General features: G+C 74.0%; 28 protein-coding genes. 8 read left to right on the top strand and 20 right to left on the bottom strand.

The features are described from left to right. Window positions 1-5 precede the first annotated feature (5 nt). The 3 genes from ACQPY0_RS33060 to ACQPY0_RS33050 all read left to right on the top strand — a co-directional run bounded on the left by ACQPY0_RS33060 (window position 6) and on the right by ACQPY0_RS33050 (window position 2,953). On the top strand, window positions 6-374 hold the full coding sequence (locus tag ACQPY0_RS33060; protein WP_432969333.1) for a response regulator: 369 nt from the start codon (window positions 6-8) through the stop codon (window positions 372-374). A 117-nt stretch (window positions 375-491) separates the two neighbouring features. Continuing rightward, entirely contained in the window at window positions 492-779 is a 288-nt protein-coding gene (locus tag ACQPY0_RS33055; RefSeq protein ID WP_432969330.1) for an STAS domain-containing protein, read from the top strand. Beyond that, complete coding sequence (locus ACQPY0_RS33050; protein WP_432969327.1) at window positions 776-2,953, top strand: chemotaxis protein CheW; 2,178 nt, start codon at window positions 776-778, stop codon at window positions 2,951-2,953. The genes ACQPY0_RS33055 and ACQPY0_RS33050 overlap by 4 nt, the downstream gene beginning before the upstream one ends. Here the strand turns inward: ACQPY0_RS33050 and ACQPY0_RS33045 are convergent. After that, the gene (locus ACQPY0_RS33045; protein WP_432969324.1) at window positions 2,860-4,554 is read right to left on the bottom strand and encodes a methyl-accepting chemotaxis protein; all 1,695 of its coding nucleotides are present in this window, start codon (window positions 4,552-4,554) and stop codon (window positions 2,860-2,862) included. The genes ACQPY0_RS33050 and ACQPY0_RS33045 overlap by 94 nt on opposite strands. Before the next feature lie 55 nt (window positions 4,555-4,609). After that, the gene (locus ACQPY0_RS33040; protein ID WP_432969321.1) at window positions 4,610-4,786 is read right to left on the bottom strand and encodes a hypothetical protein; all 177 of its coding nucleotides are present in this window, start codon (window positions 4,784-4,786) and stop codon (window positions 4,610-4,612) included. A 153-nt stretch (window positions 4,787-4,939) separates the two neighbouring features. Between ACQPY0_RS33040 and ACQPY0_RS33035 the strand changes: the two genes are divergently transcribed. The 3 genes from ACQPY0_RS33035 (at window position 4,940) to ACQPY0_RS33025 (ending at window position 8,461) form a co-directional block, all read left to right on the top strand. Beyond that, window positions 4,940-6,244 carry an alpha-amylase family glycosyl hydrolase gene (locus tag ACQPY0_RS33035; RefSeq protein ID WP_432969318.1) on the top strand — a complete coding sequence of 435 codons (1,305 nt, stop codon included), beginning with the start codon at window positions 4,940-4,942 and terminating at the stop codon, window positions 6,242-6,244. Window positions 6,245-6,449: 205 nt separating this feature from the next. Further along, on the top strand, window positions 6,450-7,460 hold the full coding sequence (locus ACQPY0_RS33030; RefSeq protein WP_432969315.1) for a hypothetical protein: 1,011 nt from the start codon (window positions 6,450-6,452) through the stop codon (window positions 7,458-7,460). A 215-nt stretch (window positions 7,461-7,675) separates the two neighbouring features. Then, complete coding sequence (locus ACQPY0_RS33025) at window positions 7,676-8,461, top strand: hypothetical protein (RefSeq protein ID WP_432969312.1); 786 nt, start codon at window positions 7,676-7,678, stop codon at window positions 8,459-8,461. Between the two features lie 740 nt (window positions 8,462-9,201). Here ACQPY0_RS33025 and ACQPY0_RS33020 read toward each other — a convergent pair. Together ACQPY0_RS33020 and ACQPY0_RS33015 are read right to left on the bottom strand one after the other, a co-directional pair. After that, window positions 9,202-9,459 carry a DUF3817 domain-containing protein gene (locus ACQPY0_RS33020; RefSeq protein ID WP_432969309.1) on the bottom strand — a complete coding sequence of 86 codons (258 nt, stop codon included), beginning with the start codon at window positions 9,457-9,459 and terminating at the stop codon, window positions 9,202-9,204. Between the two features lies 1 nt (window position 9,460). Continuing rightward, a complete protein-coding gene (locus tag ACQPY0_RS33015; RefSeq protein ID WP_432969306.1) occupies window positions 9,461-9,898 on the bottom strand; it encodes a hypothetical protein in 438 nt (145 codons plus the stop codon). 139 nt (window positions 9,899-10,037) lie between these two features. Here ACQPY0_RS33015 and ACQPY0_RS33010 point away from each other — a divergent pair, with 139 nt between their 5' ends. Then, complete coding sequence (locus ACQPY0_RS33010; RefSeq protein ID WP_432969304.1) at window positions 10,038-10,910, top strand: hypothetical protein; 873 nt, start codon at window positions 10,038-10,040, stop codon at window positions 10,908-10,910. On the opposite strand, the gene ACQPY0_RS33005 is transcribed toward ACQPY0_RS33010, so the two are convergent. The 11 genes from ACQPY0_RS33005 to ACQPY0_RS32955 all read right to left on the bottom strand — a co-directional run bounded on the left by ACQPY0_RS33005 (window position 10,907) and on the right by ACQPY0_RS32955 (window position 17,307). Continuing rightward, window positions 10,907-12,115 carry a rhomboid-like protein gene (locus ACQPY0_RS33005; RefSeq protein ID WP_432969301.1) on the bottom strand — a complete coding sequence of 403 codons (1,209 nt, stop codon included), beginning with the start codon at window positions 12,113-12,115 and terminating at the stop codon, window positions 10,907-10,909. The genes ACQPY0_RS33010 and ACQPY0_RS33005 overlap by 4 nt on opposite strands. A 63-nt stretch (window positions 12,116-12,178) precedes the next feature. Continuing rightward, on the bottom strand, window positions 12,179-12,538 hold the full coding sequence (locus ACQPY0_RS33000; RefSeq protein ID WP_432969298.1) for a gas vesicle protein K: 360 nt from the start codon (window positions 12,536-12,538) through the stop codon (window positions 12,179-12,181). Continuing rightward, the gene (locus tag ACQPY0_RS32995) at window positions 12,535-12,720 is read right to left on the bottom strand and encodes a gas vesicle protein (protein ID WP_432969295.1); all 186 of its coding nucleotides are present in this window, start codon (window positions 12,718-12,720) and stop codon (window positions 12,535-12,537) included. The genes ACQPY0_RS33000 and ACQPY0_RS32995 overlap by 4 nt, the downstream gene beginning before the upstream one ends. After that, entirely contained in the window at window positions 12,717-13,487 is a 771-nt protein-coding gene (locus tag ACQPY0_RS32990; protein ID WP_432969292.1) for a GvpL/GvpF family gas vesicle protein, read from the bottom strand. The genes ACQPY0_RS32995 and ACQPY0_RS32990 overlap by 4 nt, the downstream gene beginning before the upstream one ends. Continuing rightward, on the bottom strand, window positions 13,480-13,857 hold the full coding sequence (locus ACQPY0_RS32985; protein ID WP_432969289.1) for a gas vesicle protein: 378 nt from the start codon (window positions 13,855-13,857) through the stop codon (window positions 13,480-13,482). Before ACQPY0_RS32985 ends, ACQPY0_RS32990 begins: the two co-directional genes overlap by 8 nt. Before the next feature lies 1 nt (window position 13,858). Further along, complete coding sequence (locus ACQPY0_RS32980; protein ID WP_432969287.1) at window positions 13,859-14,179, bottom strand: gas vesicle protein; 321 nt, start codon at window positions 14,177-14,179, stop codon at window positions 13,859-13,861. A gap of 12 nt (window positions 14,180-14,191) precedes the next feature. Then, on the bottom strand, window positions 14,192-14,437 hold the full coding sequence (locus ACQPY0_RS32975; RefSeq protein WP_432969284.1) for a gas vesicle protein GvpG: 246 nt from the start codon (window positions 14,435-14,437) through the stop codon (window positions 14,192-14,194). 2 nt (window positions 14,438-14,439) lie between these two features. Beyond that, complete coding sequence (locus ACQPY0_RS32970) at window positions 14,440-15,198, bottom strand: GvpL/GvpF family gas vesicle protein (RefSeq protein ID WP_432969281.1); 759 nt, start codon at window positions 15,196-15,198, stop codon at window positions 14,440-14,442. 1 nt (window position 15,199) lies between these two features. Then, window positions 15,200-15,610, bottom strand: a complete 411-nt coding sequence (gene gvpJ / locus ACQPY0_RS32965) for a gas vesicle protein GvpJ (protein ID WP_432969278.1) — start codon at window positions 15,608-15,610, stop codon at window positions 15,200-15,202. After that, complete coding sequence (locus ACQPY0_RS32960) at window positions 15,607-16,743, bottom strand: SRPBCC family protein (RefSeq protein WP_432969275.1); 1,137 nt, start codon at window positions 16,741-16,743, stop codon at window positions 15,607-15,609. The genes gvpJ and ACQPY0_RS32960 overlap by 4 nt, the downstream gene beginning before the upstream one ends. Window positions 16,744-16,749: 6 nt before the next feature. Next, window positions 16,750-17,307, bottom strand: coding sequence for a hypothetical protein (locus ACQPY0_RS32955; protein ID WP_432969273.1), 558 nt, complete (start codon window positions 17,305-17,307; stop codon window positions 16,750-16,752). A 282-nt stretch (window positions 17,308-17,589) separates the two neighbouring features. On the opposite strand from ACQPY0_RS32955, the gene ACQPY0_RS32950 reads away from it, so the two are divergent. Continuing rightward, window positions 17,590-19,158 carry an APC family permease gene (locus ACQPY0_RS32950; protein ID WP_432969270.1) on the top strand — a complete coding sequence of 523 codons (1,569 nt, stop codon included), beginning with the start codon at window positions 17,590-17,592 and terminating at the stop codon, window positions 19,156-19,158. An 8-nt stretch (window positions 19,159-19,166) separates the two neighbouring features. On the opposite strand, the gene ACQPY0_RS32945 is transcribed toward ACQPY0_RS32950, so the two are convergent. Genes ACQPY0_RS32945 through polX form a run of 5 tightly spaced genes read right to left on the bottom strand, consistent with a single transcriptional unit; the run spans window position 19,167 to window position 23,713 of the window. Further along, entirely contained in the window at window positions 19,167-19,442 is a 276-nt protein-coding gene (locus ACQPY0_RS32945) for a hypothetical protein (RefSeq protein WP_432969267.1), read from the bottom strand. 31 nt (window positions 19,443-19,473) lie between these two features. Further along, window positions 19,474-20,148 carry a hypothetical protein gene (locus ACQPY0_RS32940; protein WP_432969264.1) on the bottom strand — a complete coding sequence of 225 codons (675 nt, stop codon included), beginning with the start codon at window positions 20,146-20,148 and terminating at the stop codon, window positions 19,474-19,476. Between the two features lie 45 nt (window positions 20,149-20,193). Continuing rightward, window positions 20,194-21,048 (bottom strand): universal stress protein, encoded by an 855-nt coding sequence (locus tag ACQPY0_RS32935; RefSeq protein WP_432969261.1) that lies wholly within the window; start codon window positions 21,046-21,048, stop codon window positions 20,194-20,196. A 16-nt stretch (window positions 21,049-21,064) separates the two neighbouring features. After that, window positions 21,065-21,937 carry a universal stress protein gene (locus ACQPY0_RS32930; protein ID WP_432969259.1) on the bottom strand — a complete coding sequence of 291 codons (873 nt, stop codon included), beginning with the start codon at window positions 21,935-21,937 and terminating at the stop codon, window positions 21,065-21,067. Between the two features lie 39 nt (window positions 21,938-21,976). Continuing rightward, window positions 21,977-23,713 carry a DNA polymerase/3'-5' exonuclease PolX gene (gene polX / locus ACQPY0_RS32925; protein WP_432969256.1) on the bottom strand — a complete coding sequence of 579 codons (1,737 nt, stop codon included), beginning with the start codon at window positions 23,711-23,713 and terminating at the stop codon, window positions 21,977-21,979. Window positions 23,714-23,790: the final 77 nt, after the last annotated feature.

Genomic DNA, 23,790 nt, shown 5'->3' with positions numbered 1-23,790 from the left:
CACACATGTCGAAGACCGTTCTGATCGTCGACGACTCGGCCTCGGTGCGGCAGGTCGTCACGATCGCGCTGAAGGGCGCCGGCTACGAGGTCATCGATGCCGTCGACGGCCAGGACGCGCTGAGCAAGCTCGCCGGCAAGCGGGTCCACCTGATCATCTCGGACGTCAACATGCCGAACATGGACGGCATCACCCTCGTCAGCGAGATCCGCAAGCAGCCCGACCACCGGTTCACGCCGATCATCATGCTGACCACCGAGTCGCAGGAGGAGAAGAAGCGGCAGGCGCAGGCGGCCGGGGCGAAGGCATGGGTCACCAAGCCGTTCCAGCCGGCGCAGATGCTCGCGGCCGTGTCGAAGCTCATCGCCCCGTGAGCGGCCCGGAGCGCAGCGGAGGGGCCGCGAACCAGAGGCTCAGGTTTCTGGTCGCGCCGGCACCGGAGCCTGCGGAGGTGGCGGCGTGAGCGGCCCGGAGCGCAGCGGCGGGGCGGCGTGACCGGGCCGGCGCCGGCCCGGCTGGAGATCGAGGGCGAGCTGAGCATCATCTCGGCGGCCGAGCACCACGAGCGGTTGCTGCGCTTCCTCACCGGCGGCCCGGACCTGGAGATCGGGCTGTCGGGCGTGACCGAGCTCGACACGGCGGGGCTGCAGGTGCTGCTGATGGCCCGGCAGGAGGCGCGGCGGCGGGAGCTGCGGCTGCGGCTGAGCGACCACAGCCCGGCCGTACGCGATGTGCTGGCCCTGGCGTGGCTGACCCCCGACCTGGAGGCGACGGCATGAACGACGACGACTTCCGCGACGCCCTGGACACCTTCCTCACCGAGGCCCGCGAGCTGGTGCAGGACTTCGAGGAGGGGCTGCTGGAGCTCGAGTCCGCGCCCGACGGGCCGGAGGCGGTCCGGGCGCTGTTCCGCGCGATGCACACGCTGAAGGGCTCCGCCGGGCTGTTCGGGCTCAAGCATCTGGTGTCGTTCACGCACGTGCTCGAGTCGGTCCTCGACGAGCTGCGCGAGGGCCGGCTGCAGGTCAGCGCCGAACTGGTCAGCGCGCTGCTGCCGTGCGCGGATCACATCGCCGTCCTGGTCGATGGGGTCGCCGAGGGCCGGCAGGAGCCGACCGCGACCGAGCAGGAGGTCAGCGCGCGGCTGCTGGCCGGGCTGGCGCCGTTCCAGGCCGGCGCCGCGCCGCCGCCGCAGCCGGACCCGGCGCCGCCGGCCGGGCCGCGCACCTGGCTGCTGAGCATCTGGTTCGGGCCGGACTGCCTGCGCAACGGGATGGACCCGCTGTCGTTCGTGCGGTACCTCGCCACGCTGGGCACCGTCACCCGCCTGGTGACCCGCACCGACGCCCTGCCGCGGGCCGACGAGGCCGACCCCGAGGTGTGCTACCTCGGCTTCGACCTGGAGTTCGTCAGCGAGGCGTCGAAGGCCGACATCGAGAGCGTCTTCGAGTTCGTCCGAGACGACAGCACGATCCGCATCCTGCCCTCCGACGAGGCCGCCGAGGTCTTCGAGGCGCTGCCGGAGGAGGACCGCCTCGGCGACCTGCTGCGCCGCGGCGGGGTCGTCACCGACCGGGAGCTCGCCGCCGCGCTGGCCAAGCAGCATGCCGGGGAGTCGGCGGGCCGCCGCCCGCTCGGCGAGATCCTGGTCGAGGAGCAGATCGTCCAGCGGCCCGTGGTCGAGGCGGCGCTGAGCAAGCAGCGCAAGACCGCCGAGAGCCGGGTGCAGGACACCCAGACGATCCGGGTGTACGCCTCCCGGCTGGACAAGCTCATCGACCTCGTCGGCGAGCTGGTGATCGCCCAGTCCGGGGTCGCGTTGGTCGACGGGCACTCCGAGGAGCAGGCGCACGTGCTGCGGCTGGTCGAGGAGGTCCGGCACACCGCCCTGTCGCTGCGGATGGTGCCGATCGGCACCACGCTGCGCCGCTTCGAGCGGGTGGTCCGCGACGTGTGCGTCGAGCTCGGCAAGGACGTCGACCTGGTGATCACCGGCGGCGACGCGGAGATGGACAAGGCGCTCGTGGAGCGCATCGGCGACCCGCTGACGCACCTGGTGCGCAACGCACTCGACCACGGCATCGAGACCCGCGCGGAGCGTGAGCGGCTCGGCAAGCCGCCCCGGGGCCGGCTGGCACTGAACGCCTTCCACGACGCCGGCAGCATCGTCATCGAGATCTCCGACGACGGCCGCGGGCTGGACCGCGAGCGTATCCTCGCCAAGGCCGTGGAGCGGGGCCTGGTCGCGCGCGGCGACGCGCTGAGTGACCAGGAGGTCTACGCGCTCATCTTCGAGCCGGGATTCTCCACCGCCGACACGGTGTCCAACCTCTCCGGCCGCGGCGTCGGCATGGACGTCGTGCGCGGCGCCGTCACGGCCCTGCGCGGCAGCATCGACGTGCAGACCACTCCCGGCGCCGGCACGGTGATGCAGATCCGGCTGCCGCTGACCCTCGCCATCATCGAGGGTTTCCTGGTCTGCGCCGGCGACACGCACTTCATCGTCCCGCTGGACCGGGTCGTCGAGTGCGTGGAGCTGCCGGGCGAGGCCCGCGGCCGGCAGTTCATGGACCTGCGCGAGCAGGCGCTGCCGTTCGTCCGGCTGCGCGAGGTGTTCGGCCTCGGCGGGCAGCCGCCGCGCCGGCAGAGCGTCGTGGTCATCGAGCACGCCGGGCAGCGCGCCGGGCTCGTCGTCGACCAGCTCCTCGGTCAGTCCCAGACGGTCATCAAGCCGCTCGGCAAGCTCTTCCAGGACGTGCGGTGCGTCGGCGGGTCGACGATCCTCGGCAACGGCAACATCGCGCTGATCCTCGACATCGACGCGCTGGTCTCGCAGTACATTGCGCGCGACCGGCTCGCTCAGAACCGGTCGAACTTGCTCTCGTCGATGTCGGACATGTCCTCGGCCGAGCGGCTCGCCCCGGCCGGGACCAGCGCGGGCGCCGGGCGCTGAGCCCGGCCGGGGCCGCCGCCGTTGCGGTGCGCGCCGCGCTCGTAGGAGGCGGGCAGCGCCGCCGGGCCCCGCCCCGCCCGGCCCGGGTCGGTGACGAAGAACGTCATCATGTCCTGCAGCTGGTGGGTCTGCGCCGCCATCTGCTCGGCGGTGGCGGCCAGCTGCTCGCTGGACGACGCGGTCTGCTCGGTGACCTTGCCGATCTGGGTCATCGCGATGTTGATCTGGCGCACGCCGGTAGCCTGCTCGCTGCTGGCCGCCGCGATCTCCTGCACCAGGTCGGACGTCCGGGTGATGCTCGGGATGATCTCGCTGAGCAGGCTGCCGGCCCGCTCGGCGGTCTGCACGCTGCCGGCCGCGAGCTCGCTGATCTCCTGGGCGGCGACCTGGCTGCGCTCGGCGAGCTTGCCGACCTCGGTGGCCACGACCGCGAAGCCCTTGCCGTGCTCGCCGGCCCGCGCCGCCTCGATCGTGGCGTTGAGCGCGAGCATGTTGGTCTGGAACGCGATGTCGTCGATGATGCTGATCTTGCTGGTGATCTGCTTCATCGCGTCGACGGTGCGCTGCACGGCGTCGCCGCCCTGGCCGGCCTCGGTCGCCGTCTGCGTGGCGATGCTCTCGGTCGTGGTGGCGTTCTCGCTGTTCTGGCTGATGCTGGCGGTCATCTGCTCCATGCTCGCGGTGGTCTCCTCGACGCTGGCCGCCTGCTCGGTCGCGGCCTGCGACAGGCTCTGCGACGCGCCGCTGATCTGGTTGGAGGCGTTGGCGAGCTGGTGCGTGGAGTCGATGACCGTGCGGACAGTCTCGGAGAGCCGGTCCAGGGCGCTGTTGAGCGCGGTGCCCATCCGGCCGACCTCGTCCTGGCTGTTGACCGTCAAGCGCTGGTCGAGCCGGCCCTGCGCGAGCCCGGTGAGCACGGCGACGGTGCTGCGCAGCGGGCGGGACACGGCCCGGACCACCATCGTCACCATGCCGAACGTGACGACGATGGCGACCAGGGTCAGGGCGAGCAGCAGCATCCGGGCGGTGTTGTAGTCGTCCTTGGACTCGTCCAGCGCGGTCTGCGCCGCGGCGTTCTGCCGGGCGACCAGGCTGTCGATCGCCGCCGACAGGCGCTGCGCGAGCGGATCGACCTCCTCGCGGCTGATCCGGTTGTACTCCGAGTAGTTGCTCGCGCGCGCGGCCGGGATCGACTTGCCGTTGAGCACCTTCTGGTAGTCCGCCCAGGCCGCTTCGAACGCGCCGCGGTCCGCCTTGGCGGCCGGGTCGGTGTCCTTGGACGCGTACGCCTGCCAGCTCTGGTTGAGCTCGGTGACCGCCTCGTTGACCGTCTGCTCGGCGGCCGCGGACTCGGCGTCGCCCTGGGCCAGGGCCAGGCCGCGGACCTGGAAGCGGACCCGCAGGTAGTCGGCCTCGACGTTGTCGAGGATCTGCACGGACTGCAGGTTGTGGTGGTACAGCGCGTTGAGGCGGTCCTGGCTGTTACCGAGGTACAACAGCCCGATCAGCCCGACCGCGGCCAGCAGCGCGCACACCACGATGGCGACGATGCGAAGTTTCCACGCGACGGACACGTTGCGGAATGTGGACCCGATGCTCACGCTCTGCTCCCCCCGGACGGCGCACTTCAACCGCACCAATCGGACCGGGGCCGCCTCACCTGAGCGTTCTGCCGCCGAGTTGCGCGAGGATCAGCTCCGTGAATGGCGCGACGAACCAGATGCTGTGCGTGAGCTCGCCGTGCGCCGGCGTCACCAGCCGCACCGGGCGCGAGCCGCGCACGAACAGCTCGCCGCCGACCGCGCTGCTGCGGCGAAGTTCCACGTCGGCCACGCAACGCCGGCCCTGCTTGACCGCAGAGCCTGACCATCGACGGCTGAGCGCCTCAGCCGGGCGACGGCTACCGGCGCCGCCATCGGATGATCGGCGGGGGGTTGGTTGCGGGCGTGGCGACAGGCCGGGCGAAGGCGGATAGGCTGGTTGTCCGTGGCGTCGTGGCACGAGCATGTCATGTGGTGGCAGCTATACCCGCTCGGCTTCACCGGCGCACCGGTGCGGCCCGGCGGGGCGGACGCGGCCGGCGGCGTCGTGCACCGGCTCGGGCGCGTCGAGGCCTGGCTCGACCACGTCATCGAGCTCGGGCTCAACGGCATCGCGCTCGGGCCGATCTTCGCCTCGCAGACCCACGGCTACGACACGGTCGACCACTTCCGGATCGATCCGCGGCTCGGCGACGACGCCGACTTCGACCGGCTCGTCGCCGCGGCGCACCGGCGCGGCCTGCGCGTCCAGCTCGACGGCGTGTTCAACCACGTCGGGCGGGCGCATCCGCTGTTCCGGCAGGTGGAGGCGGAGGGGCCCGGCGCGGCGGCGGCCGGCCTGTTCCGCGTCGACTGGGCCGGCTGGCGAGCAGGCGCGCCGGTCCGGGCCGACGTGTTCGAGGGCCACGAGGCCCTGGTCGCCCTGAACCACGGTGCCGCCGAGGTCGCCGACCTGGTGGTGCGGGTGATGGAGCACTGGCTGGACCGCGGCGCGGACGCCTGGCGGCTCGACGCGGCCTACGCGGTGCCGCCGGCGTTCTGGGCCACGGTGCTGCCCCGGGTCCGCGAACGCCACCCCGGCGCCTGGTTCACCGGCGAGATCATCCACGGCGACTACGCCGGGATCGTGCGGGCGTCGGCGCTGGACTCGGTCACACAGTACGAGCTCTGGCAGGGCATCTGGCACGGCATCGCCGACCGGAACCTTTTCGAGCTCGCCCACGCGCTGAAGCGGCACAACGAGCTGCTCGCCACGTTCGTCCCGTCGACGTTCATCGGCAACCACGACGTGACCCGCATCGCCTCCGCGATCGGCGCCGACTTCGTGCCGCACGCGCTGGCGGTACTGCTCACGGTGGCGGGCGTGCCGAGCGTCTACGCCGGCGACGAGTACGGGTGGACCGGCGTGAAGGAGCAGCGCCTCGGCGGTGACGACGCGATACGGCCCGAGTTCCCGGACCGGCCGCCGCCGCATGACGGCCTGGTGCGGCTGCACCAGGACCTGATCGCCGTCCGGCGCCGCCACCCGTGGCTGGTCCGCGCCCACACCGACGTCGTACACCTGCAGAACCGGCAGGCCGTCCTGCGCACCGCGACCGGGTCGGGCGCCCTCGTCACCGCGCTCAACCTGGCCGACGACCCGGCGACGCTGCCGGCCGCCGGCGCCGCGTCGCTCGCCACGGGCAACGGTGACCTGGGCGGCACCCGGATTCACCTGCCGCCGCGCGGATGGGCCGTGCTGAGCTCCTGACGGCCGCCTTCCAGGGCCGTGTTCGCCGCCGCCCTCCGGGGGCGGAGCGCCCCGTCGTTACCGATGATTCGCGGCAGCCTGGCGTCGGCGTTGCGCAGCGGGTCGATGTCGGTGGCGTTCTCCGGCCACGAGGCACTCGGCGTGCGGGGTGCGGGGTGCGGGGTGCGTTGCACCCTGTCCGGCCTTGCGCGTCTACGATCTGGCGATGACCATGCCGCGCCCGGCGGACCTGAGCCGGTTTCCGGAGCTGGCGGCGTACGCCCGCACCGCGACTCGGTTGCGCCCCCTTCCCGGCCCGGTGAGCGCCGCGGAGAGCCATATCGGCGGGCCGCTGCTGTGGCCGGCCGGCGAGCCGTGGCCGGTCTGCGACACGCCGTACATGGTCACCGTGGAAGTGACCGTCCCCGACGACCTCGTCGCTCGGATACGGGCAGCGCAGGCGCGCCGCCCCGCGCCGCACCTGCTCGCCGACGGCGAAGGCGACCTGCGTGCCGAGCTCGCCGCCCTGGTCGCGCCCGGCACGTTGACGAGCTGGGGCACGACCGGCGGTGGGCCGCTCGTCGCGCACTCCGTGTCCGCTGTTCCGCACGCCCCGGCCCAGCCGCTGATCCCCGTGGCGCAGCTGCGCGCCGCCGACATCCCGGACCTGCCCCGGCCCGGCGGCGCCGACCTGCTGCAGGTCCTGTGGTGCCCATTCGACCACGAGGACGCGGCGTGGGGTCCGGCACCGCGCCTGGTCTGGCGGCGCGAGGCCGACGTGGCCGGCCCGCTCGCGGAGCCGCCCGCGGTGCAAGCCGGCGAGGAGAACTACGTGCCGGCCGCCTGCCGCATACGGCCGCAGCAGGTAGTCGAGTACCCGTATCCCGACGAGCTTCCGGCCGAGCTCCGCGACCGGATTCACGCGTGGAGCCGGCAGGACGACCACGGGTACAACGACGAGTACATGGTCCCAGGCTGGAAGGTCGGCGGGTACGCCACGTGGAACGTGACGGACCTGCTGCCGACCCCGTGCCCGACGTGCGGCGGCCCGACGACCCTGCTGTTCACCGCCGACTCGTGCGAGCACGACGCGGCCGACGACGGCCGCTGGTTCCCGCCGGCGGGATTCGAGCAGCCGCAGGAGCCGACCGGGGTGCTCCTCGGCCGGTACGGCGCGATGCGCCTCTTCGCCTGCCACCACTGCCCCGGCATGCCGTTGCACATCGACATCCAGTAGCCCGCCGCCCCGGATCACAGCCGAGCCTTGGAGGTTCACCTCACTCCGCAAAGGTAGCCGGATCGAACGTCTCGGCCTCCGACCGTCCTCGTGCCTCGACATACACCAGCGTCGCGAGGGGACCGGGGCGGGTAGCGGCGGACGGGCCGGCATGATCGAATGCCGAGGTGCTCGCTCGTCGGTGGCGTCTCGGTGCCGCCCTCATCTGCTTTGCTGTGACGGGCTGGACTGCCTGGTTCACGGCCGGCGTGCTGGGGGAGTGGTTCACCACCGCAATGTTCCTGGCCGCGCCGGCGCTCGTCGCGGTCACCCTCGCTCCGGCCTGGCGCTCGGGCACAGCCGTCACCGGCGGGCTGCTCGCTGCGCTGGTCGGGCTGGCTGTGGCATCGACACGCTGGCCGGACGCGCTGCGGCCGCCGCAGACCGATTGGCTGCTGCCGTACCTCGCGCTGGCGGTCGTCGCCTGGGCCGCCGCGTTCACGGGGCGCGTCGTGACCGCCGAGCCTGGGCGGCGCAAGATGCTGCTGCTGTTCGGCGCGGGCGGGGCCGTCGTCCTGCTGTGCCTGGCCGGCATCGTCGCGAGCGGCCCCGCCGGTCAGCGTCCGGGCTCGGGCGACATCGACGTGGACCGTAACGATCTGCTGCCCTTCCCGGCGGAACTGCACAGCACGCGTATCGGTCTTGACTGCCAGACCGGCACCGGCGTGTGCACCGAGGTCCTCGAGGTCTGGGGCAGTGCCGGCCAGCCGCCGGCCGAAGTCGCCGAGCTGCTGGCCCGGCACCTGCGCACCAAGGACTGGCCGATGAGTCCCGCCGCGACGACGGGACGACTCACGGGCTGCCTGCCAGTCCGCGGCGTCCTGCGCTGGGCCGAGCACGCGTGCGCCGAACTCATCCCGTCCGCGGACCTTACCTGGCCCGACGGCGTCGAGCACCACAACGACTCGATCGTGCTCATCCTCGCCGACAAGCCACATACAACACTGTGGCAGGCGGCCTGACCAGCCGGCGCCGGCACGGCAACGCCCGCCCAGCGCGACGGACCGCCGGCGGCCCGCCGCGAGCATCCCGCGCGTGACCGTCAGCGCACGTCGCCTCGGGCGCCACGATGACGGGGCATCGCGCAACGCCGCGGTCTGGCAAAGTCGTCACCGTCAATCTTCCCTGGGGGGACAGCGGCACGTGGCGCTGCCGATCGAATGGGCTCGTACCATCCGGCGAGGCCTGCGGTACCGTCGAGTATGAATTGACCGGCGTTCGTTCCATGGAGGTGGTCTCGGTGCACCCGATCTAGTGACGGCCCCAGTTCGGGGCTGCACGGAGCCGGAAGGTGCCCGTTGATGAGTAGAACCGATAAGACCCGGCCTTGGTGGGTGCAGCTGGTGGACGCGCCGGGGTCAACCTGCCTGCCGGTGCACGATCACCGGTGGGGGCCGTGCACCCTGCCTCGCGAGATCGTCGCTGTGCGCGCCCTGCCCCGAACCCGCCGCAGCGGCTGCCATTGGACTGGCACCCCTGCCCACTGGGTACGGCGCTGCGAAAGCCACGGTTCCCGTGAATGGAACTTCCTTTGCCGCGAGGATCGCCGACGCAGCCGCCATCAGGCTCGCCACGATCTGCGCGCCTGGAACGGCGACTGAGCCAACCCGGCCGGGGAGGGCGTGGCTGGCACGCCCGCCCCGACGTGGCGCTGCCGATCATTCGCGAGCGTGCGGCCGCCGGCTCCCGCTTCGCCGCCGAACTAACCGCGAGGCTCGGGGTGGCGCAGGCGGCGCAGGGCGAGCACGCCGCCGAGGACCGGGACGGCGCCGAGCAGGGTCGTGGGCGCCGAGCGGGTGAGGTGCCAGGTGGTGCCGATCACGAACAGGTACGCGCAGCCGTGGATCGGGCCGAGCAGGGACGCGACCGCGGCCACGTGGACGGTCGCCAGGTTCGTCAGGAGGACGGCGAGGCTGGCCAGCTCGACGATCGCCGCGACCCGCAGGATATTCACCGGCACGCTACACCCCCGTGGTCGAGCCGGGACGGACGATCATCAGGACGACCACGACCGCCCAGAGCAGGTTGAACACGCCGGTGAGCATGCCGAGGGCCCGGGCCGCGGGCGCGTCCGGGGCGCCGCCGGACACGCCCTGCAGCAGGCGCCGCTGGCGGGGCAGGATGGCCAGGCCCAGCAGCGCGGCCGCCAGGACGGTCAGCGCGATCGAGGTCAGGAGCCACGCGTCGCCGAGCACCCCGAGGCTGCTCGCCGTGGCCAGGCCGAACACGGGCACCGCGACGCCGATCGCGGCGTACACCGTGCAGATGCGCGACAGCAGGCGCAGCGCGTCGGCGTCGCCGCGGCGCGCGACGGCGGGGAACATGCTCGCCGCCACCGTGACGGGGCCGATGGCGATGATCGCGGCCAGCACATGGATGCTCAACAGCAGTTTGGTCACGACGCCCGAACGTAGGCGGGCCCCGGCCGGCGCGACAGTGGCGGGAATGCCACATGCCAACGAATTCTGGCCACGGCGCGGGCGCGGGAACTGACGGTCCGCGAACGTTTCCGTGGTCCGGACGGGGTAGCCAAGTGCCATGGCGGCACACGAGCTTGCGGCGCTCGGATGTGCGGTTCTCGCGGCGGTCGGCTACGGGGTGGGCTCACTGCTGCAGGCGGTGGGGGCGCGCCGGGTGGCCGGCACGCTGCGGGTGCTGCGCCAGCCGTGGTACGTGGCCGGCATCGGCCTGGACCTTCTGGCGTGGCTGCTGTCGCTCGCCGCGCTGCGGACGCTGCCGGTGTACCAGGTGCAGGCGGTGCTGGCCGGATCGCTGGCGGTGACCGCGGTCGCCGCCCGGGTGGTGCTGACCGTCCGGCTGCGCCGGGCCGACATCGCGGCGATCGCCGCGACGATGCTCGCGCTGGCCGTGCTGGCGGCCGGCTCGGGCCCGATGCCGCCGATCAACGCCTCGGTCGCCGAGCGGGTGGGCCTGCTGGCCGCGGCGGTCGCCGTCGCCGCGCTCGGGGCGGCGCTGGCGCGGGCCGGCCGGGCCTCGGCCTGTGCGGCGGTGGCCGGCATCGGGTTCGGCGGCGCCGCGCTGGCCGTCCAGGCGATCCCGGTGCCACCCGACCCGTGGCGGGACCCGCTGGCGACCGTGAGCGGGTTCGCTGCCGACCCGGCCGTGTGGGCGGTGGCGGTGTTCGCGGCGGCGGGGATGCTGCTGTACGCCCGGGCGCTGGAGCTCGGCGACCCGTCCCGGGCGACCGCGATGCTGTGGATCGCCGAGGTCGCCGCGCCGTCCGCCGCCGGCGTGGCGCTCTTCGGCGCGACCGTGCGGGCCGGTTGGGCGCCGGCCGCCGGACTGGCGCTGCTGGTCGCCCTCGGATCGGCGGTGGTGCTGGCCACCGCCCCCGCGCAGCGGGCGCTGCTCACCACGCCGTCGGCAACCGGTCGCGGCGAGTACGGCTAGTTCGCCGGGTCGAGCGGTGCACCACCGGCGCGGGCCAGGACCCGGGTGATCCGGGGCCGGTCGGCCGGGTCGGTGAGCAGGACCAGGACCGCCTGGCCCGGCGGCACGGACCGCACGGCCCGCTCGACGAGCGCGTCGGACAGCCCGGCGTCGTGCAGGCCGGCCACGACCGCGGCCACGGCGGCGCCGGCGGCCAGGCCCGTCAGCGGCCGGCCGGCGAGTGTGCCGGCGACGATGCCCCAGGCGGCCCCGGCGAGCGCGCCGTCGAGGACGCCCAGGTCGCGGGTTTCGCGCTCGTGGATGCGGTACGGCCGCGCGCCTGCGCCGCCGGGCCGGTCGGACCAGGCGATGACGGCGTCGTCGAGGCGGATCAGCCGGTGTTCGCGCAGGTGCAGCACGGCGATCAGGGCGTCGCGGGCCTGCCGCGCCGCGCCGAAGGCGTAGACGGCGGGCCGGTCGCCGCGCCGCGCGGCCGGCCGCCGCAGCCGCCCGGCGAGCGGTCGGTGCAGCATCTGCCAGCCGGCCAGCAGGCCGATGAGCGCGGACAGCAGATGCCCGAGGGTGGTGAACGAGCGATCACCGGCGAACGGCATGATCACGAGCGCGAGGACGAGGGGGACGAGGACCCGCCGGGCGCGTACCGGCAGGCACCATGCCAGGGCGCCGGCGATGGCGTGCGCGCCGTAGCTCGTGCCGACGTCCTCGGCGCCGGCCACGGCCGGGCTGACCCACCCGTGGCGCAGGCCGACCCGCAGGACCGCGTACACCAGGCAGCTGGCGATCACGTGGGTCAGCAGGAACACCTCGGTCAGCCGGCGCCGCCCCAGCAGCAGCTCGGCGGCCCCGGTGAGCAACATCAGCTGCACCACGGCGAGCGGCTCGACCCCGCCGCCGAGGACGAAGGCGCTGGTGAGCAGCGTCCATACCCGGTGCCGGTCGAGGTTGGCCACGTTGGTGGAGCTCGCCGCGACGACACGCGCCCGTGCGCCGGGACCGGCGACGTGGTCGATGGCCAGCCCGACGCCGAGCACCGCCGCCACGTACAGCGGAGCCAGCCGCAGCCGCGCGATCGCCGCCAGGGCCACCCGGGCCTTGGTGGCGGCACCCGGGCGCGAGGCGAGGTCCGCGGCCAGGTCCCAGCCCGGAAGGTATCGGGCCGGGACCAGCGTCGGCCGGTCCTCGCGCAGCCTCTTGTGCTGGATCACGGCCGGGCTGCGATACCCGGTGCCCGGCGGGCCAACCCGCCGGCTCGCCGGACCGGTTCGCGCTCAGTGGTGCGGAAGCCGGCCGCCCGGCCGCTCATCCGGGCCGGGGGAGTCCGGCAGCAGCGACCCGAGCGGACCCAGGTCGATGTTGAGATCCTCGGGCGACAGCCCGAAGTGCTCGCGCAGCTCGCGCATCCGCTCCTCGAGCGCCATGAGGGTGGCGCCGATCTCCTCCACCTGGTCGTCGGTCAGGTCGCCGACGTCGATGCGGCGCAGCGCCTGCCGCTCCATCAGCTGGCGCAACAGCTCCACGACGGTGAGCACCAGGCCCGCGAAGCCGCGCTCCACCGAGTCCCGGTCGACCTCGATCCGCCGGCCCGGCGGGCGGACCGGTGGTGTCGGGTCCTCGCCGGGCGCGCTCACGCCTGCCGCACCCCGACGGTACCGGCCGACGCGACGAGTGCGCGCAGCGAGATGTACACCAGGTCGACCCCGGCGATCGACAGCGTCACCTCGCCGGTGATGACGGCGCCCGTGGCCAGGAGCCGGTCGAGCAGGTCGACCAGGGCCACCTTGTCGGAGCGCGTCACGGTGCCCGACGTCATGGCGGTGCCTCCTCGGATCCGGCGAACGAGTACGGCGGCCACGGCCCGGTGAGCTCCAGGTGCAGCTCGCCGTGGCGGGCGGCCTGCGCGGCGACGAGGTCGGCGAAGCGCTCCGAGCCGCGCCGCTCGACCAGGTAGGCGCCGTTGAGCACCATCGGCTCGGTCCGGCCGGTCAGCCGGCGGTCCTGGGGCGGGTGCCGCCGGGCCTGCGCGGCGGACTCGGCGAGCGCGGCGTGGGCCGCCTCGGCGCCGTCGACCGCGCGCTGCCGCCACTCGTCGTCGGCGGACAGCCGCGCCCGGCGCCGCCTCAGGTAGGCCGTGCCCGGGCGGTCGCCGGACGGGCCGGCGGGCTCGTCCGGCGCCGGCTGCGGCGCTTCGGCGTACATCTTCACGCCCCACTCGGCCCGGCCGCCGACGCGGTCCAGCACGGCGTCGAGGTCGCCGCGGCGCTCGTGCAGCATGGCGCGGACGCTGTCGTCGTCGCGGTACACGGTGGCGAGGCGGGCGGGCACCACCGCGCGGGAGCGGGCGAGCGCGGCCACGACGGTGTGGTGGGCCCGGGCCACGCCCTCCAGCCACTCGAGGTTTTCGAGGTTGCGGCGCAGCGCCTCCTCGCCGAACCGGTCGAGGTCGACCGGGCTGACCACGGCGACGAGGCCCGCGCCCGCGACGGTGCGCACGGCGCGCCCGGCGACCCCGCTCAGCCCGGCGGCCGCGTCGGACCCCACGTCGCGGGCCACGGCGTGCAGCCAGACGCCGTCACTCACGCCGCGCCTCCTGCCGCGCTTCGTGCCGAGTCTCTCGCCGCGTCTCCCGCGCCCCGCTCTCGATCGCCTCGCGGTCGGTGCGCTCGCTGGACGGCAGCGGCTCGCGGGCCTTCGAGGTGAGCCACGGATCGTGCTCCCACCAGTCGATGCCCATCTGGCGGGCGGTGTCGACCGACGCGACGACCAGCCGCAGCTTGAGGGTCAGCAGTTCGATGTCGAGCAGGCTCACCCGGATGTCGCCCACGATCACGATGCCGCGGTCCAGGACGCGCTCCAGGATGTCGCCGAGGTTCGCCGGCTCGTGCCCGGTCGCCACCGCGCGGGTGGAGCCGGCGGCGAGCACGGAATCGGATGGGGAAGACTGGGGCATGTCAGGCCGCCTCGATGTCGCCCTTGCCGCGCGGGTACCGCCGGATCCGCCGCAGCCCGGTCAGGTTGGCGTCGGCGTCGAGCTTGGCCCGGTAGACGGCCAGGATGTCGCCGGACGAGGGCACGCGCCGCTCCTCGACGACCTCGATCTCGACCATCCAGCCGTCGTCGTCGGGCTCGAGGGCGGTGATGCCCGACGGCGCTTTGCCGGTCAGCTCGGCCACGTCCTGCAGGGCCGCCTTCGCGACCGTAGCCGGCGACAGCGGCTCCCGCTCGTCGTCGTAGGTGTCCCGCTCGTCGTAGTCGTCGTCTTGACCAGGCACGGCTCAGTCCTCCTACCTGTTGTCGTCCCGGCCGACGGGCCGGATCAGCCGGCCGATGAGCTCCCGCTGCAGCTCGTCGGCCTCCGCGGGGTCGATCTGCCCGGCGGCGCGGGCCTCGTCGGTCTCCTGGATCTTGCCGCGGATCACCCCGGGGTCGTACATCTCGTGGTCGACCTGCTCCTGGATGATGTCGCCGACCCAGAACACCACCCGCACCGGCGCGAGCGGGGCGGTCAGGATCGCACTGACGAGTCCCATGCTCAGCCCTCCGGACGCAGGTCCTTGACGAAGTCGTACGCCGCCAGCGGACCCGCCAGCCGTACCTCGAGCCGCCCCGCCCGCCGCCCGGCCAGCTCCTCCACCGTCCGCACGAGCTCGCGCTCACGGTCGAGACCGGCGAGCACGGCCACGTTCGCGGCGCCGTACTCGCCGGTCGGCTCGCGGGTGACGACGCCGGCCGCCAGCGGCGCGACGGCGTCGGCGACCGCCTGGGTGTCCGCCCGGCGGAAGGCCTCGATCGCGTCGTTGACGCCCTGGCCGAGCTCGATGCGCTCGCTGCGGGCCGCGTCCTCGGGCTTGTCGCGCATCGCCGCCCGCAACCGCTCGAGCTGCGGATTCGCGGTGATCACCTCGTGCAGCACCACGTCCTGCACGTACCGGGCGCTGACCACGTACTGCGCCTTGCCCTCGAGCTCGCGCAGCGCCGCGTCGAACTCGTCGTGGTGGGCGGCGAGCAGCTCGCCGACGACGGCCTGCCGATCCGTCACCACCGCACCGAAGCGCACCGGCAGCACCGGCAGGACGGCGGCGGTCGCGTCCAGCAGGGACTCGTGGCCGAGCAGGTCCTCGGGCGTACCGAGCTGACGGTCGAGGTCGACCTCGCTCACCAGGGCCCCGATCCGGCCGTGGCGCACGACGTCCACGCGGACGTGCTCGTCGCCCACGCCGCGGGCGTCCGGGTCGATCTCGACGTCGGCGGGGACGATGCCGTAGATGTAGACGCCGGTGTCCGCCGACATGTCAGTCCTCCTCCCGCCGCCGGCGGCGGGACACGCGCTCCGGCTCGGGCTCGGCGTCGATCACGTCCCGCAACTTGTCGCCGGCCGCATCGAGAGCGCCCCGCATGCCGCCCTTCACCTTGTGTTTGGCACCGCCCTCCGCGATGTCCCCCACGAGCTCCGGCAGGCCGGCCTTCTCCTGGGAGATGTCCAGGCGGTTGACCGCCTCGGCGAAGCGCAGGTAGGTGTCGACGCTGGCCACCACGATGCGGGCGTCGATGGTCAGCAGCTCGATGCCGACGAGCGAGACCCGCACGTACGCGTCGATGACAAGGCCCTTGTCGAGGATCGTGTCGATCACCTCGGCCAGCGACGTCGACGTCGGTCGTTCGATGCCGGAGCCGCCGCGCTGCTGCATGGACGTACTGCTCATGACCGACCCCCTCGCTGCCCGCTGCCCGCTGCCCGCCGCGGCCGCTCCGGCCGGTCGGCGCGTCCGGGGCTCGCCGTCGCGCGCCGCACCGGCCGCTCCGTGCGCCGCCGCGGCCGCTCGCCCTGTGGCTCCTCCCGGCCTGGCCGCTCGCCCCGTGGCTCCTCCCGGGCACGGCGATCCCTGGTCTCCTCGGCCTCAGGCTCCTCTTCGGGCTCCTCCTCGCCCTCGGGCTCCTCCTCGGCCTCGCCCTCGGGCTCCTCCGGACGCTCCTGCTCGGGGCCGCCCTGCTCCCGCTCCTCCTCCTCGCGCTGCGCGGTCTCGTGGTCCTTCACGACCTCGCCGTCGCGGATCTCGCCACGCCAGCCCTCGACCCCCTCCGGGTTGAGGATCGCCTGGGTCATGACGTGCCGCCGGAAGTGCTTGAACTCCAGCCGGGCCCGGCGGCCCTGCGCCCGCCACAGGTTCCCCGTGTGCTCGAAGAGGCCCTGCGGGTGGTACTCCATGGCGAGCATGATCCGGGTCAGGTTCGGCCCGATCTCGTGGAAGGTGACCGAGCCGTCCACATGACCCTTGGCCCCCTTGGAGCGCCAGACGATGTTGTAGTCCGGGATCTGCTGGACGATGTTCGCCTCCCAGGTGCGGTGCGACCAGAAGACCTGCGCCTTCCAGTTGTTCTTCTCGTCCGCCTCCTGCTCGACGCTCTCGACCTTCTTCATGAAGCTCGGGAACTGGCCGAACTGCGTCCACTGGTTGTAGGCGACCCGCACCGGCACGCCGACGTCGAGCGTCTCCTCGATGTTGGTGAGCTTGAGCTTCTTGGGCTTGCCCTTGCCGCCGCCGAAGAGGCCCTTGACCTTCTCCTTCAGTCCGGCCAGCCCGCCGGACAACGCCGCCCGGGCCGGCGACTTGCCCTCCGCGATCTGCTGCGCGCCGGCTGCGGCGGCCTCGAGACCGGCATCGCCCTGGCCGCTGGCGTACTCGGTCAGGCGATCGGTCAGCGAGCCGACCTTCTGACCGGCCATGTCGAGCGCCCGGTGCCCGGCGGCCGAGGCCAACTCCCGCAGCTCCTTCATGAGCAGCGCGACGATCTTCTCGCCGATCCCGCCGGCGACCCGGCTCGTCTGTCCAGCCATGGTCCGCTAATCCTCTCTGCGCCGCCGCACCGGAGGCCGTCCACTCGACCGCCGTCCAGCCCTCGCCAGGTCCTCGTCCTCGTCCTCGCGCTCGCCCGTGTCCTCGTCCTCCTCGTCGGCGTACTCGTACTCGTCCGACTCGTCTTCCTCCTCGGCGCGCTGGCGCGGGCGACGGGCGCCACCGGCCGCGCGTGGTCCGCGGGCCGGCCGCCGGGGGCGCTCCTCCTCCGGCTCCTCCTCCTCGGGCTCGCGAGCCTTGCCGCGCTTCTGCAGCGTGTCGGTGCGCTCACGCAGCCGGTCGCTGATCGAGTCGATTCGATCGGTCACGGCGGTCCGCGCGGCCTCCTTCGTGGCGGCGACCAGCGGGGCGCCCATCTCGCCGAGCTTGCCGAGCTCCGGAGTCGCCTTGAGCGCCCGCGCACCGTGGTCGAGCAGGGAGCCAGGGCGGCCCAATCGGCCGGCTCCGGCCGCCGCCGCCAGCAGCAGAGCCCAGCGCAGCTTGTGCTGGCGCCCGAGCAGGTAGCCGATGCCGGCCGCCAGAACGACCTGTGTCTTGCAGTTCATGGCCTCTCCCTCGGCTGGACGGCCGACCGGTACGGGCCCGTGAGGCGCGGCGCAACAAAGGAGGTGTACGGCCGACGCGTGGATGAACGGCTTTTCGTGGGGCTTCGCAGACCCAGCGGGTACCCCCACCCATCGGGGCGAAACCGTAATTCACCTCCGGCGCGGCAGGTCACGGCACCGGGCGGGCATGAACGCGGATCGGCGGGGCATTGCCCTGTGCGCGGCGTGATGCCACCGCGTCGCCGCGTGACACGGTCGCCGACATCGCCGGAGTGCAACGCCATGACCGGAACCCCCGCGGGTCATGCCTTCGTGGATGTGACCGCCGATGCGATCCGGGAGAAGTCGCGGCTGCGGAGGATTCTGCGCCGCTTCGACGTCGGGCTCTTCCTGATCTGCACCGTCGTGGGCCTCGACACGATCGGTGCGGTGGCGAAGAACGGGGCGCAGGGCTTCATCTGGCTGGCCTTCCTCGCCGTGTGCTTCTTCGTGCCGTACGGGCTGCTGATAGCCGAACTGGGCTCGGCGTTCCCGTTCGAGGGCGGTCCGTACGTGTGGTGCCGGCTGGCGTTCGGCCGGTTCGTCGCGGCGCTCGTCACGGTGCTGTACTGGTGCTCCAACCCGATCTGGCTCGGCGGGACGCTGACCATCCTCGCCGTCTCCGCCTTCGGCACCTTCGTCGTGCCGCTGCACGGGCCGGCGAAGCTGCTGTTCGCCCTGGCGTTCATCTGGTCCGCGGTCGCCTCGGCGATCGTGTCGTTCCGGTTCGGCCGGTGGATCCCGAGCGTGGGCGCGTTCGTGCGGGTGGGCGTGCTGGGCTTCTTCACCGTCTCGGTGCTGCTGTACGCGGCCCGCAACGGCGTGCACGGCTTCGGGCCCGCCGCGTTCGCGCCCGGGTACGCGGTGTTCATCGCCGTGGTACCCGTGCTGGTCTTCAACTACGTGGGCTTCGAGCTGCCCAGCGCCGCCAGCGAGGAGATGGTGGACGCCCGCCGGGACGTGCCGCGCGCCATCGCCTGGTCCGGGGCCGGCGCGGTGCTGCTCTACGGCGTGCCGATCCTGGCGATCCTGCTGGTGCTGCCGGCGTCACGGGTCAGCGGCGTCGGCGGGTTCCTCGACGCGGCGAAGGAGGTGCTCACCGTCTACGGCGGCACGGTGGGCCCGGGCGGCGCGGTCACCCTGACCGGCGCCGGCCGGGTGCTCGGCGAGCTCACCGCGGCCGCGTTCATCTGGGCGCTGCTGTCCAGCGGCAGCACCTGGCTCATGGGCGCCGACCGCGCCCTGGCGGCGGCGGGCTTCGACGGCGCCGCCCCGCGGGCGGTCGGGCGCATCTCGCCCCGGTTCGGAACCCCGGTCACCGTGAACCTGCTCAGCGGCCTGCTGTCGACCGTGGTGATGCTGGTGGCCTTCTGGCTGTCCGGCGGCAGCGCGGATCGCTACTTCGCGGCCGCGCTCGGCGTCGCCATCTCGACCACGACGATCGCGTACCTGGGCATCTTCCCGACCCTCGTACGGCTGCGGCACACCCACCCCGGCCAGCCGCGCCCGTTCCGCGTCCCGGGCGGCATGGCCGGGGCCTGGATCGCCAGCGGCCTGACCACGTTCTGGGCCGCGGTCGCCACCGTCTGGCTGCTGTGGCCGGGGCTCGGCGTCGACTGGTTCGGCGCCTCGGGCGATCCCGACCAGGCGCTGCCCGCCGGCATCGGCCGGGCCGCGTTCGAGCTCACCCAGGTCGTCCCGGTGCTGCTGATGCTGGCCGCCGGGGTGCTCTTCCACGCCGCGGGCGCGCCGGTGCGCTCCCGCCGGGCCCCGCCGCGCGCGGTGTCCGCCACGGATGAGCGGGCCTCGTAACAACAGGCCTACCGGTCGTCGCGGCCTGCCGGTCGCCCTTCGCCCCGGGCCCGGTGCCTGCGTCGCCTCGACGCGGTCGCCCAGTGCCGCAGGGCGGTCCGCAGGGTGCCGCGGGGCCGCTCGTGCCGGCCGTGGCGGGGCCTGATCCAGGCGTGCTCGTCGCCGTGCGCGTGCCGCATGCGCCGCTCGTGCTGCCGGGCCAGCCGGACCGCGATGTGCAGCGCCGCCGCGGCGCACGCCAGCCAGAGCACGGCCAGGACCACAATGCCGATGGACGAAGCCATCCGGGCCACCTCACGCCTCTCCCCGTCCAGCCTATGGCGGCGCGCCGCCCGGCTCGGTGGTGCCGGCCGGCGCCAGCAGCGCCGCGGCCGCGCCGGTGAGCGTGCCGACGAGATGCTCGCGGGGCGCCAGGCCGCCGACGATGACGACCTCGGTGCCGTGGTAGGCCACGAGCGCGGCGGCGAGCCAGACGGCCCGGCGGCTGACCGCGGCGTACGCCAGCAGCGCCACCACCGCCGCCGACGGCCCGGCGTCGGCGAGCCCGGCGTAGCGGTGGTCGAGCCCCAGCGGCGGGCCGGCCGCCACCCACAGCGGCGCGGACAGCGTCGCGAGCCCGTGCCCGAGGACCGCGACGGCGATGGTCCGCCGCAGCCCCAGCAGCGCCTGGGCGGCGGAGAACACGACGAGCACCTGCAGCATCGCGAACCAGTACGGCAGCAGCGCGGCGGGGGCGAACAGCGACAGTGGCAGCCGGGCGAGGGTGGCGGGCAGCGGGTCGCCGGGATGGGTGATGGCGTAGCCGGCGATGAACGTGTGCCCGGGGCCGGTCCGCGCGGCGACCGCCAGCCCCGCCACCGACAGGGCCGCGGCCGGACCGCTCCACAGGCGCTCGTACCGTCGCCGCCGGATCGCCTCGGCCGCCGGTCCGAGCAACGCCCGGCACTGCTCGCCGAGCCGGTGCAGGGCCCGTCGGGCGCGCGTCGTCATCCGCCCGCCGCTACCCGGCGGCCGGACCGTGAACCGCCGCCGGGCTCACCGGCGGGCCACCAGCACCGGTACGGGGGTGCGGTCGAGCAGCTGCTGGGTCACCGACCCCAGCCGCAGCCCGTCGAAGCCGCCCCCGCCGCGGGGGCCGAGCACGAGCATGAGCGCGTGGTCGGCCGCGGCGAGCAGGGCCGGCGCCGGCGCGCCGCGGACGGTGCGCGGCTCGACCGGGACCGCGGGGTACTTGGTTCGCCACGGCTCGAGCTCCGCGGCCAGCGAGCGGCCCACGGCCTCGGCGATCCGGTCGCTTCCGCCGCTTCCGCCGCTGCGGCCGCCCCGGTGCGGGGGTTCCTGCCAGGAACGCAGCACGATCAGGCCGGTGTGGCGGGCGGCGGCCTCGGCGAAGGCCAGCTCGACGGCCGGCTGCGCGCGGTCCGAGCCGTCCGTGCCCACCAGCACCGGCCGGTGCTGCGGCAGGACCACGGCGTGGCCGGCCCAGCGGCGCGCGTCGTGGACCACCAGCACCGGGCAGTGCGCGTGCGCCGCCAGCTGCGTGCCGAGAAACTCCACCGGCAGCGCCTCGAACTCGTCCGGCGCGGGGCTGCCGACCACGACCAGGCTCGCGCGGCGGGACTGCTCGACGAGGATCCCGGCGGCCCCGCCCGACTGGATGCTGGTGGTGACCCGCAGGCCCGGCTGCCAGGCCCGGGCGTCGGCGGCGGCCTTTGCGGTCAGCTCGTACTCGTCGGCCTCCGGCTCGTCCTCACCCGCGGCGCCCAGCGCGTGGATGATCCGCAGCGGCCGGTCGAAACGCACGGCCTCGTCCACGGCCCAGTGCACGGCGCCGAGACCGACCGGCGAGCCGTCGACACCGGCGACCACCGGCCATTGCGTGCTGGCCATGCCGCCTCCCTGTCTGTTAACGGACGACCGCCACCGGGCCGGCGGCGTGGTGGATGACGGACTGGCTCACCGAACCCAGCAGCAGGCCGGTGAACCCGCCCCGGCCGCGGGAACCGACCACGAGCAGCTCGGCACCCGCGGACAGCTCGGTCAGCACCGCGCCGGCCCGGCCGTGCATGACGGTGTGGCGGACGTCGACGCCGGGGTATTGCCCAGCATAGCCGGCCGTCGATCCGGCCAGCGCGCGCCGCTCGTCCTCGCGCAGGTCGTCCGGCTCGCGGACGATCGGCGAGGTGTCACCGGGCCGGGGGCCGGCGGGCCACGGATAGGCGTGGACCACGGTCAGCCCGACCTCGCGCCGCGCCGCCTGCTCGTAGGCGAACCGCAGCGCCCGTTCGGCGCACGGGGAGCCGTCGAAGCCGACCACGACCCGGCCGGCCTCGTGCCCGGCCGGGCGGTCGGCGTGGCGGACGATGACCACCGGGCACGCGGCGTGGTCGGCGACCTGGACGCCGACCGAGCCCAGCAGCAGGCCCGCGAAGCCGCCGCGGCCCCGGCTGCCCACGACCACCGTGCAGGCCTCCTTCGAGGCCGCCACCAGTGCCGCGGCCGGTGGCTGCGCCTGCAGGTCGGTGCGGACCTCCAGCCCGGGCGCGACCGCGCCGGCGCGGGCCGCGGCCTCGGCGACCGTCCCGGCACCGGCCTCCTGCACGCCCGGCTCGTCCGGCACCGCGATCAGGGCCGGGGCGTACAGCGCCGGACAGACGAACGCGCACATGATGCGCAGGGCGCACCCGCACAGCGCCGCGTCCGCGGCCGCCCAGTCCACCGCGGTGAGGCTCGCGCGGGAGCCGTCCACCCCGACGACGACCGTCCGTTCGCCGCCCATCACGAACTCCCTCCGCTGCGCCACCGCCGGACCGGCCGCTCAGGGCCGAGCCACCGCCGCTCGTTTCGTCTCGATGCAGGCTCGGAGGCGCTCGATCGGCCAGGTGTTGACCACGTCATCGGCGGTGAGCCAGCCGCGCTGCGCGGTACCGATGCCGTACCGCAGGTGGTCCAGGTGTACCGGCGCGTGGGCGTCGGTGTCGATGGCGAAGCGCACGCCGTGGCGCTTCGCCCGCAGGATGAGCTCGTCGGGCAGGTCGAGCCGGTCCGGGAAACTGTTGATCTCCACGATCGTGCCGGTGCGGGCGGCCGCCGCGAGCACCGCGTCGAAGTCGGCGTCCAGCGGTGGCCGCTTGCCGATCAGGCGGGTGGTCGGGTGGCCGAGGACGGTGACGTACGGGTTCTCGCACGCGCGCACGAGCCGCCGGGTCAGCTGCTCGGCCGGCTGGGTGAAGTGGGAGTGCACCGAGGCGACGCACAGGTCGAACCCGCGCAGGAACTCGTCCGGCCAGTCCACCTCGCCGTCCGGGCCGATGTTGAGCTCCGTGCCGTGCAGCAGCACCGGCCCGCCGGCCGACGCAAGCTCCCGCAGCTCCCGGCGCTGGGCGAGCATCTTCTCGTCGGTCATGCGCTGCATCGGCATGTTCTTGGCGTGGTCGGTGACGGCGTAGTACTCGTAGCCGCGGGCCCGGGCCGCGGCCACCATCTCGGCCAGCGGCGCGACGCCGTCGGTGAGGTCGGTGTGGGTGTGCAGGTCGCCGCGGATGTCCGCCGCGCTCACCAGGGCCGGCAGCGCTCCCTCCCGGGCCGCCTCGACCTCGCCCCGGTCCTCGCGCAACGGCGGTGGAACCCACTGCAGGCCGAGCCGCTCGTACACCACCTCCTCGGTCTCCGAGGCCACGAGGCTGCCGTCCTCGACGCGGAACAACCCGTATTCGGACAGCTTGAACCCGGCGCGGACGGCGATCTCGCGGACCCGGACGTTGTGCGGCTTGGAGCCGGTGAAGTACTGCAGCGCCGCGCCCCACGACGCCAGCGGGACCACCCGCAGGTCGACCTGAAGGTCCCCTTGCAGCCGGACCGAGGACTTCGTCGCGCCCTTCGCCAGCACGTCGTCGACCGACGGCAGCCGGGTGAACGCGTCCATCAGCGGACCGGGCTCACTCGCCGCGGCGAGCACGTCGACGTCGCCGACCGTCTCGCGGAACCGGCGCAGCGAGCCCGCCCAGGTGCACCGCAGGCATCCCGGCACGCCGCGCAGCACCTCCACGACCTGCTCCGCCGCGGCGGTGGCCGCCGACAGCAGCACCCGGCCGTGGCTGCGCTCCAGCACCTCGATGCCGTGCAGGATGTTCTCGGCCGCGCGGGCGCCGAACCCGCGGTGCCCTTCGAGCTTGCCGGCGACGATCGCGTCGCGCAGCTCGTCGATGGAGTCCACGCCGAGCTCGTCGTGCAGCTGCACGGCCCGTTTCGGTCCCAGGGTGGGGATGCGGGTGAGCTCCAGCACGCCGCCGGACACCTGCTCGCGCAGCGTGTCCATCGCGGCCAGGTGGCCGTTGTGCAGATACTCGGCGATCTTGTCGGCGATCGAGGCCCCGACGCCCGGAATCTGCCGCAGCCCGCCCGCGTCCAGTGTCGCCACGTCGACCTGGTGGCCGGCGACCGCCCGGGCCGCCTTCTCGTACACCCTGGTCTTGAACTGCTCCCCGCCGGTGACGGTGAGCAGGTCGGCATACTCCTGGAGCATCGCCGCGACGGCGTCGTTCGCCCGCCCCATGCTGCCCAGTGTAGGTCGGCCGGGGCGGGTTCGGCCGGGCCGCGCCGGGCCGGCGCAGGTGAGTCCGGCCCGGTCGC

The sequence above is a fragment of the Dactylosporangium sp. CA-233914 genome, assembly GCF_050942935.1.
Taxonomy (GTDB): Bacteria; Actinomycetota; Actinomycetes; order Mycobacteriales; family Micromonosporaceae; genus Dactylosporangium.
Note: the sequence above shows the minus strand (reverse complement) of the source record. Positions and strands in the feature narration are given on the sequence as shown.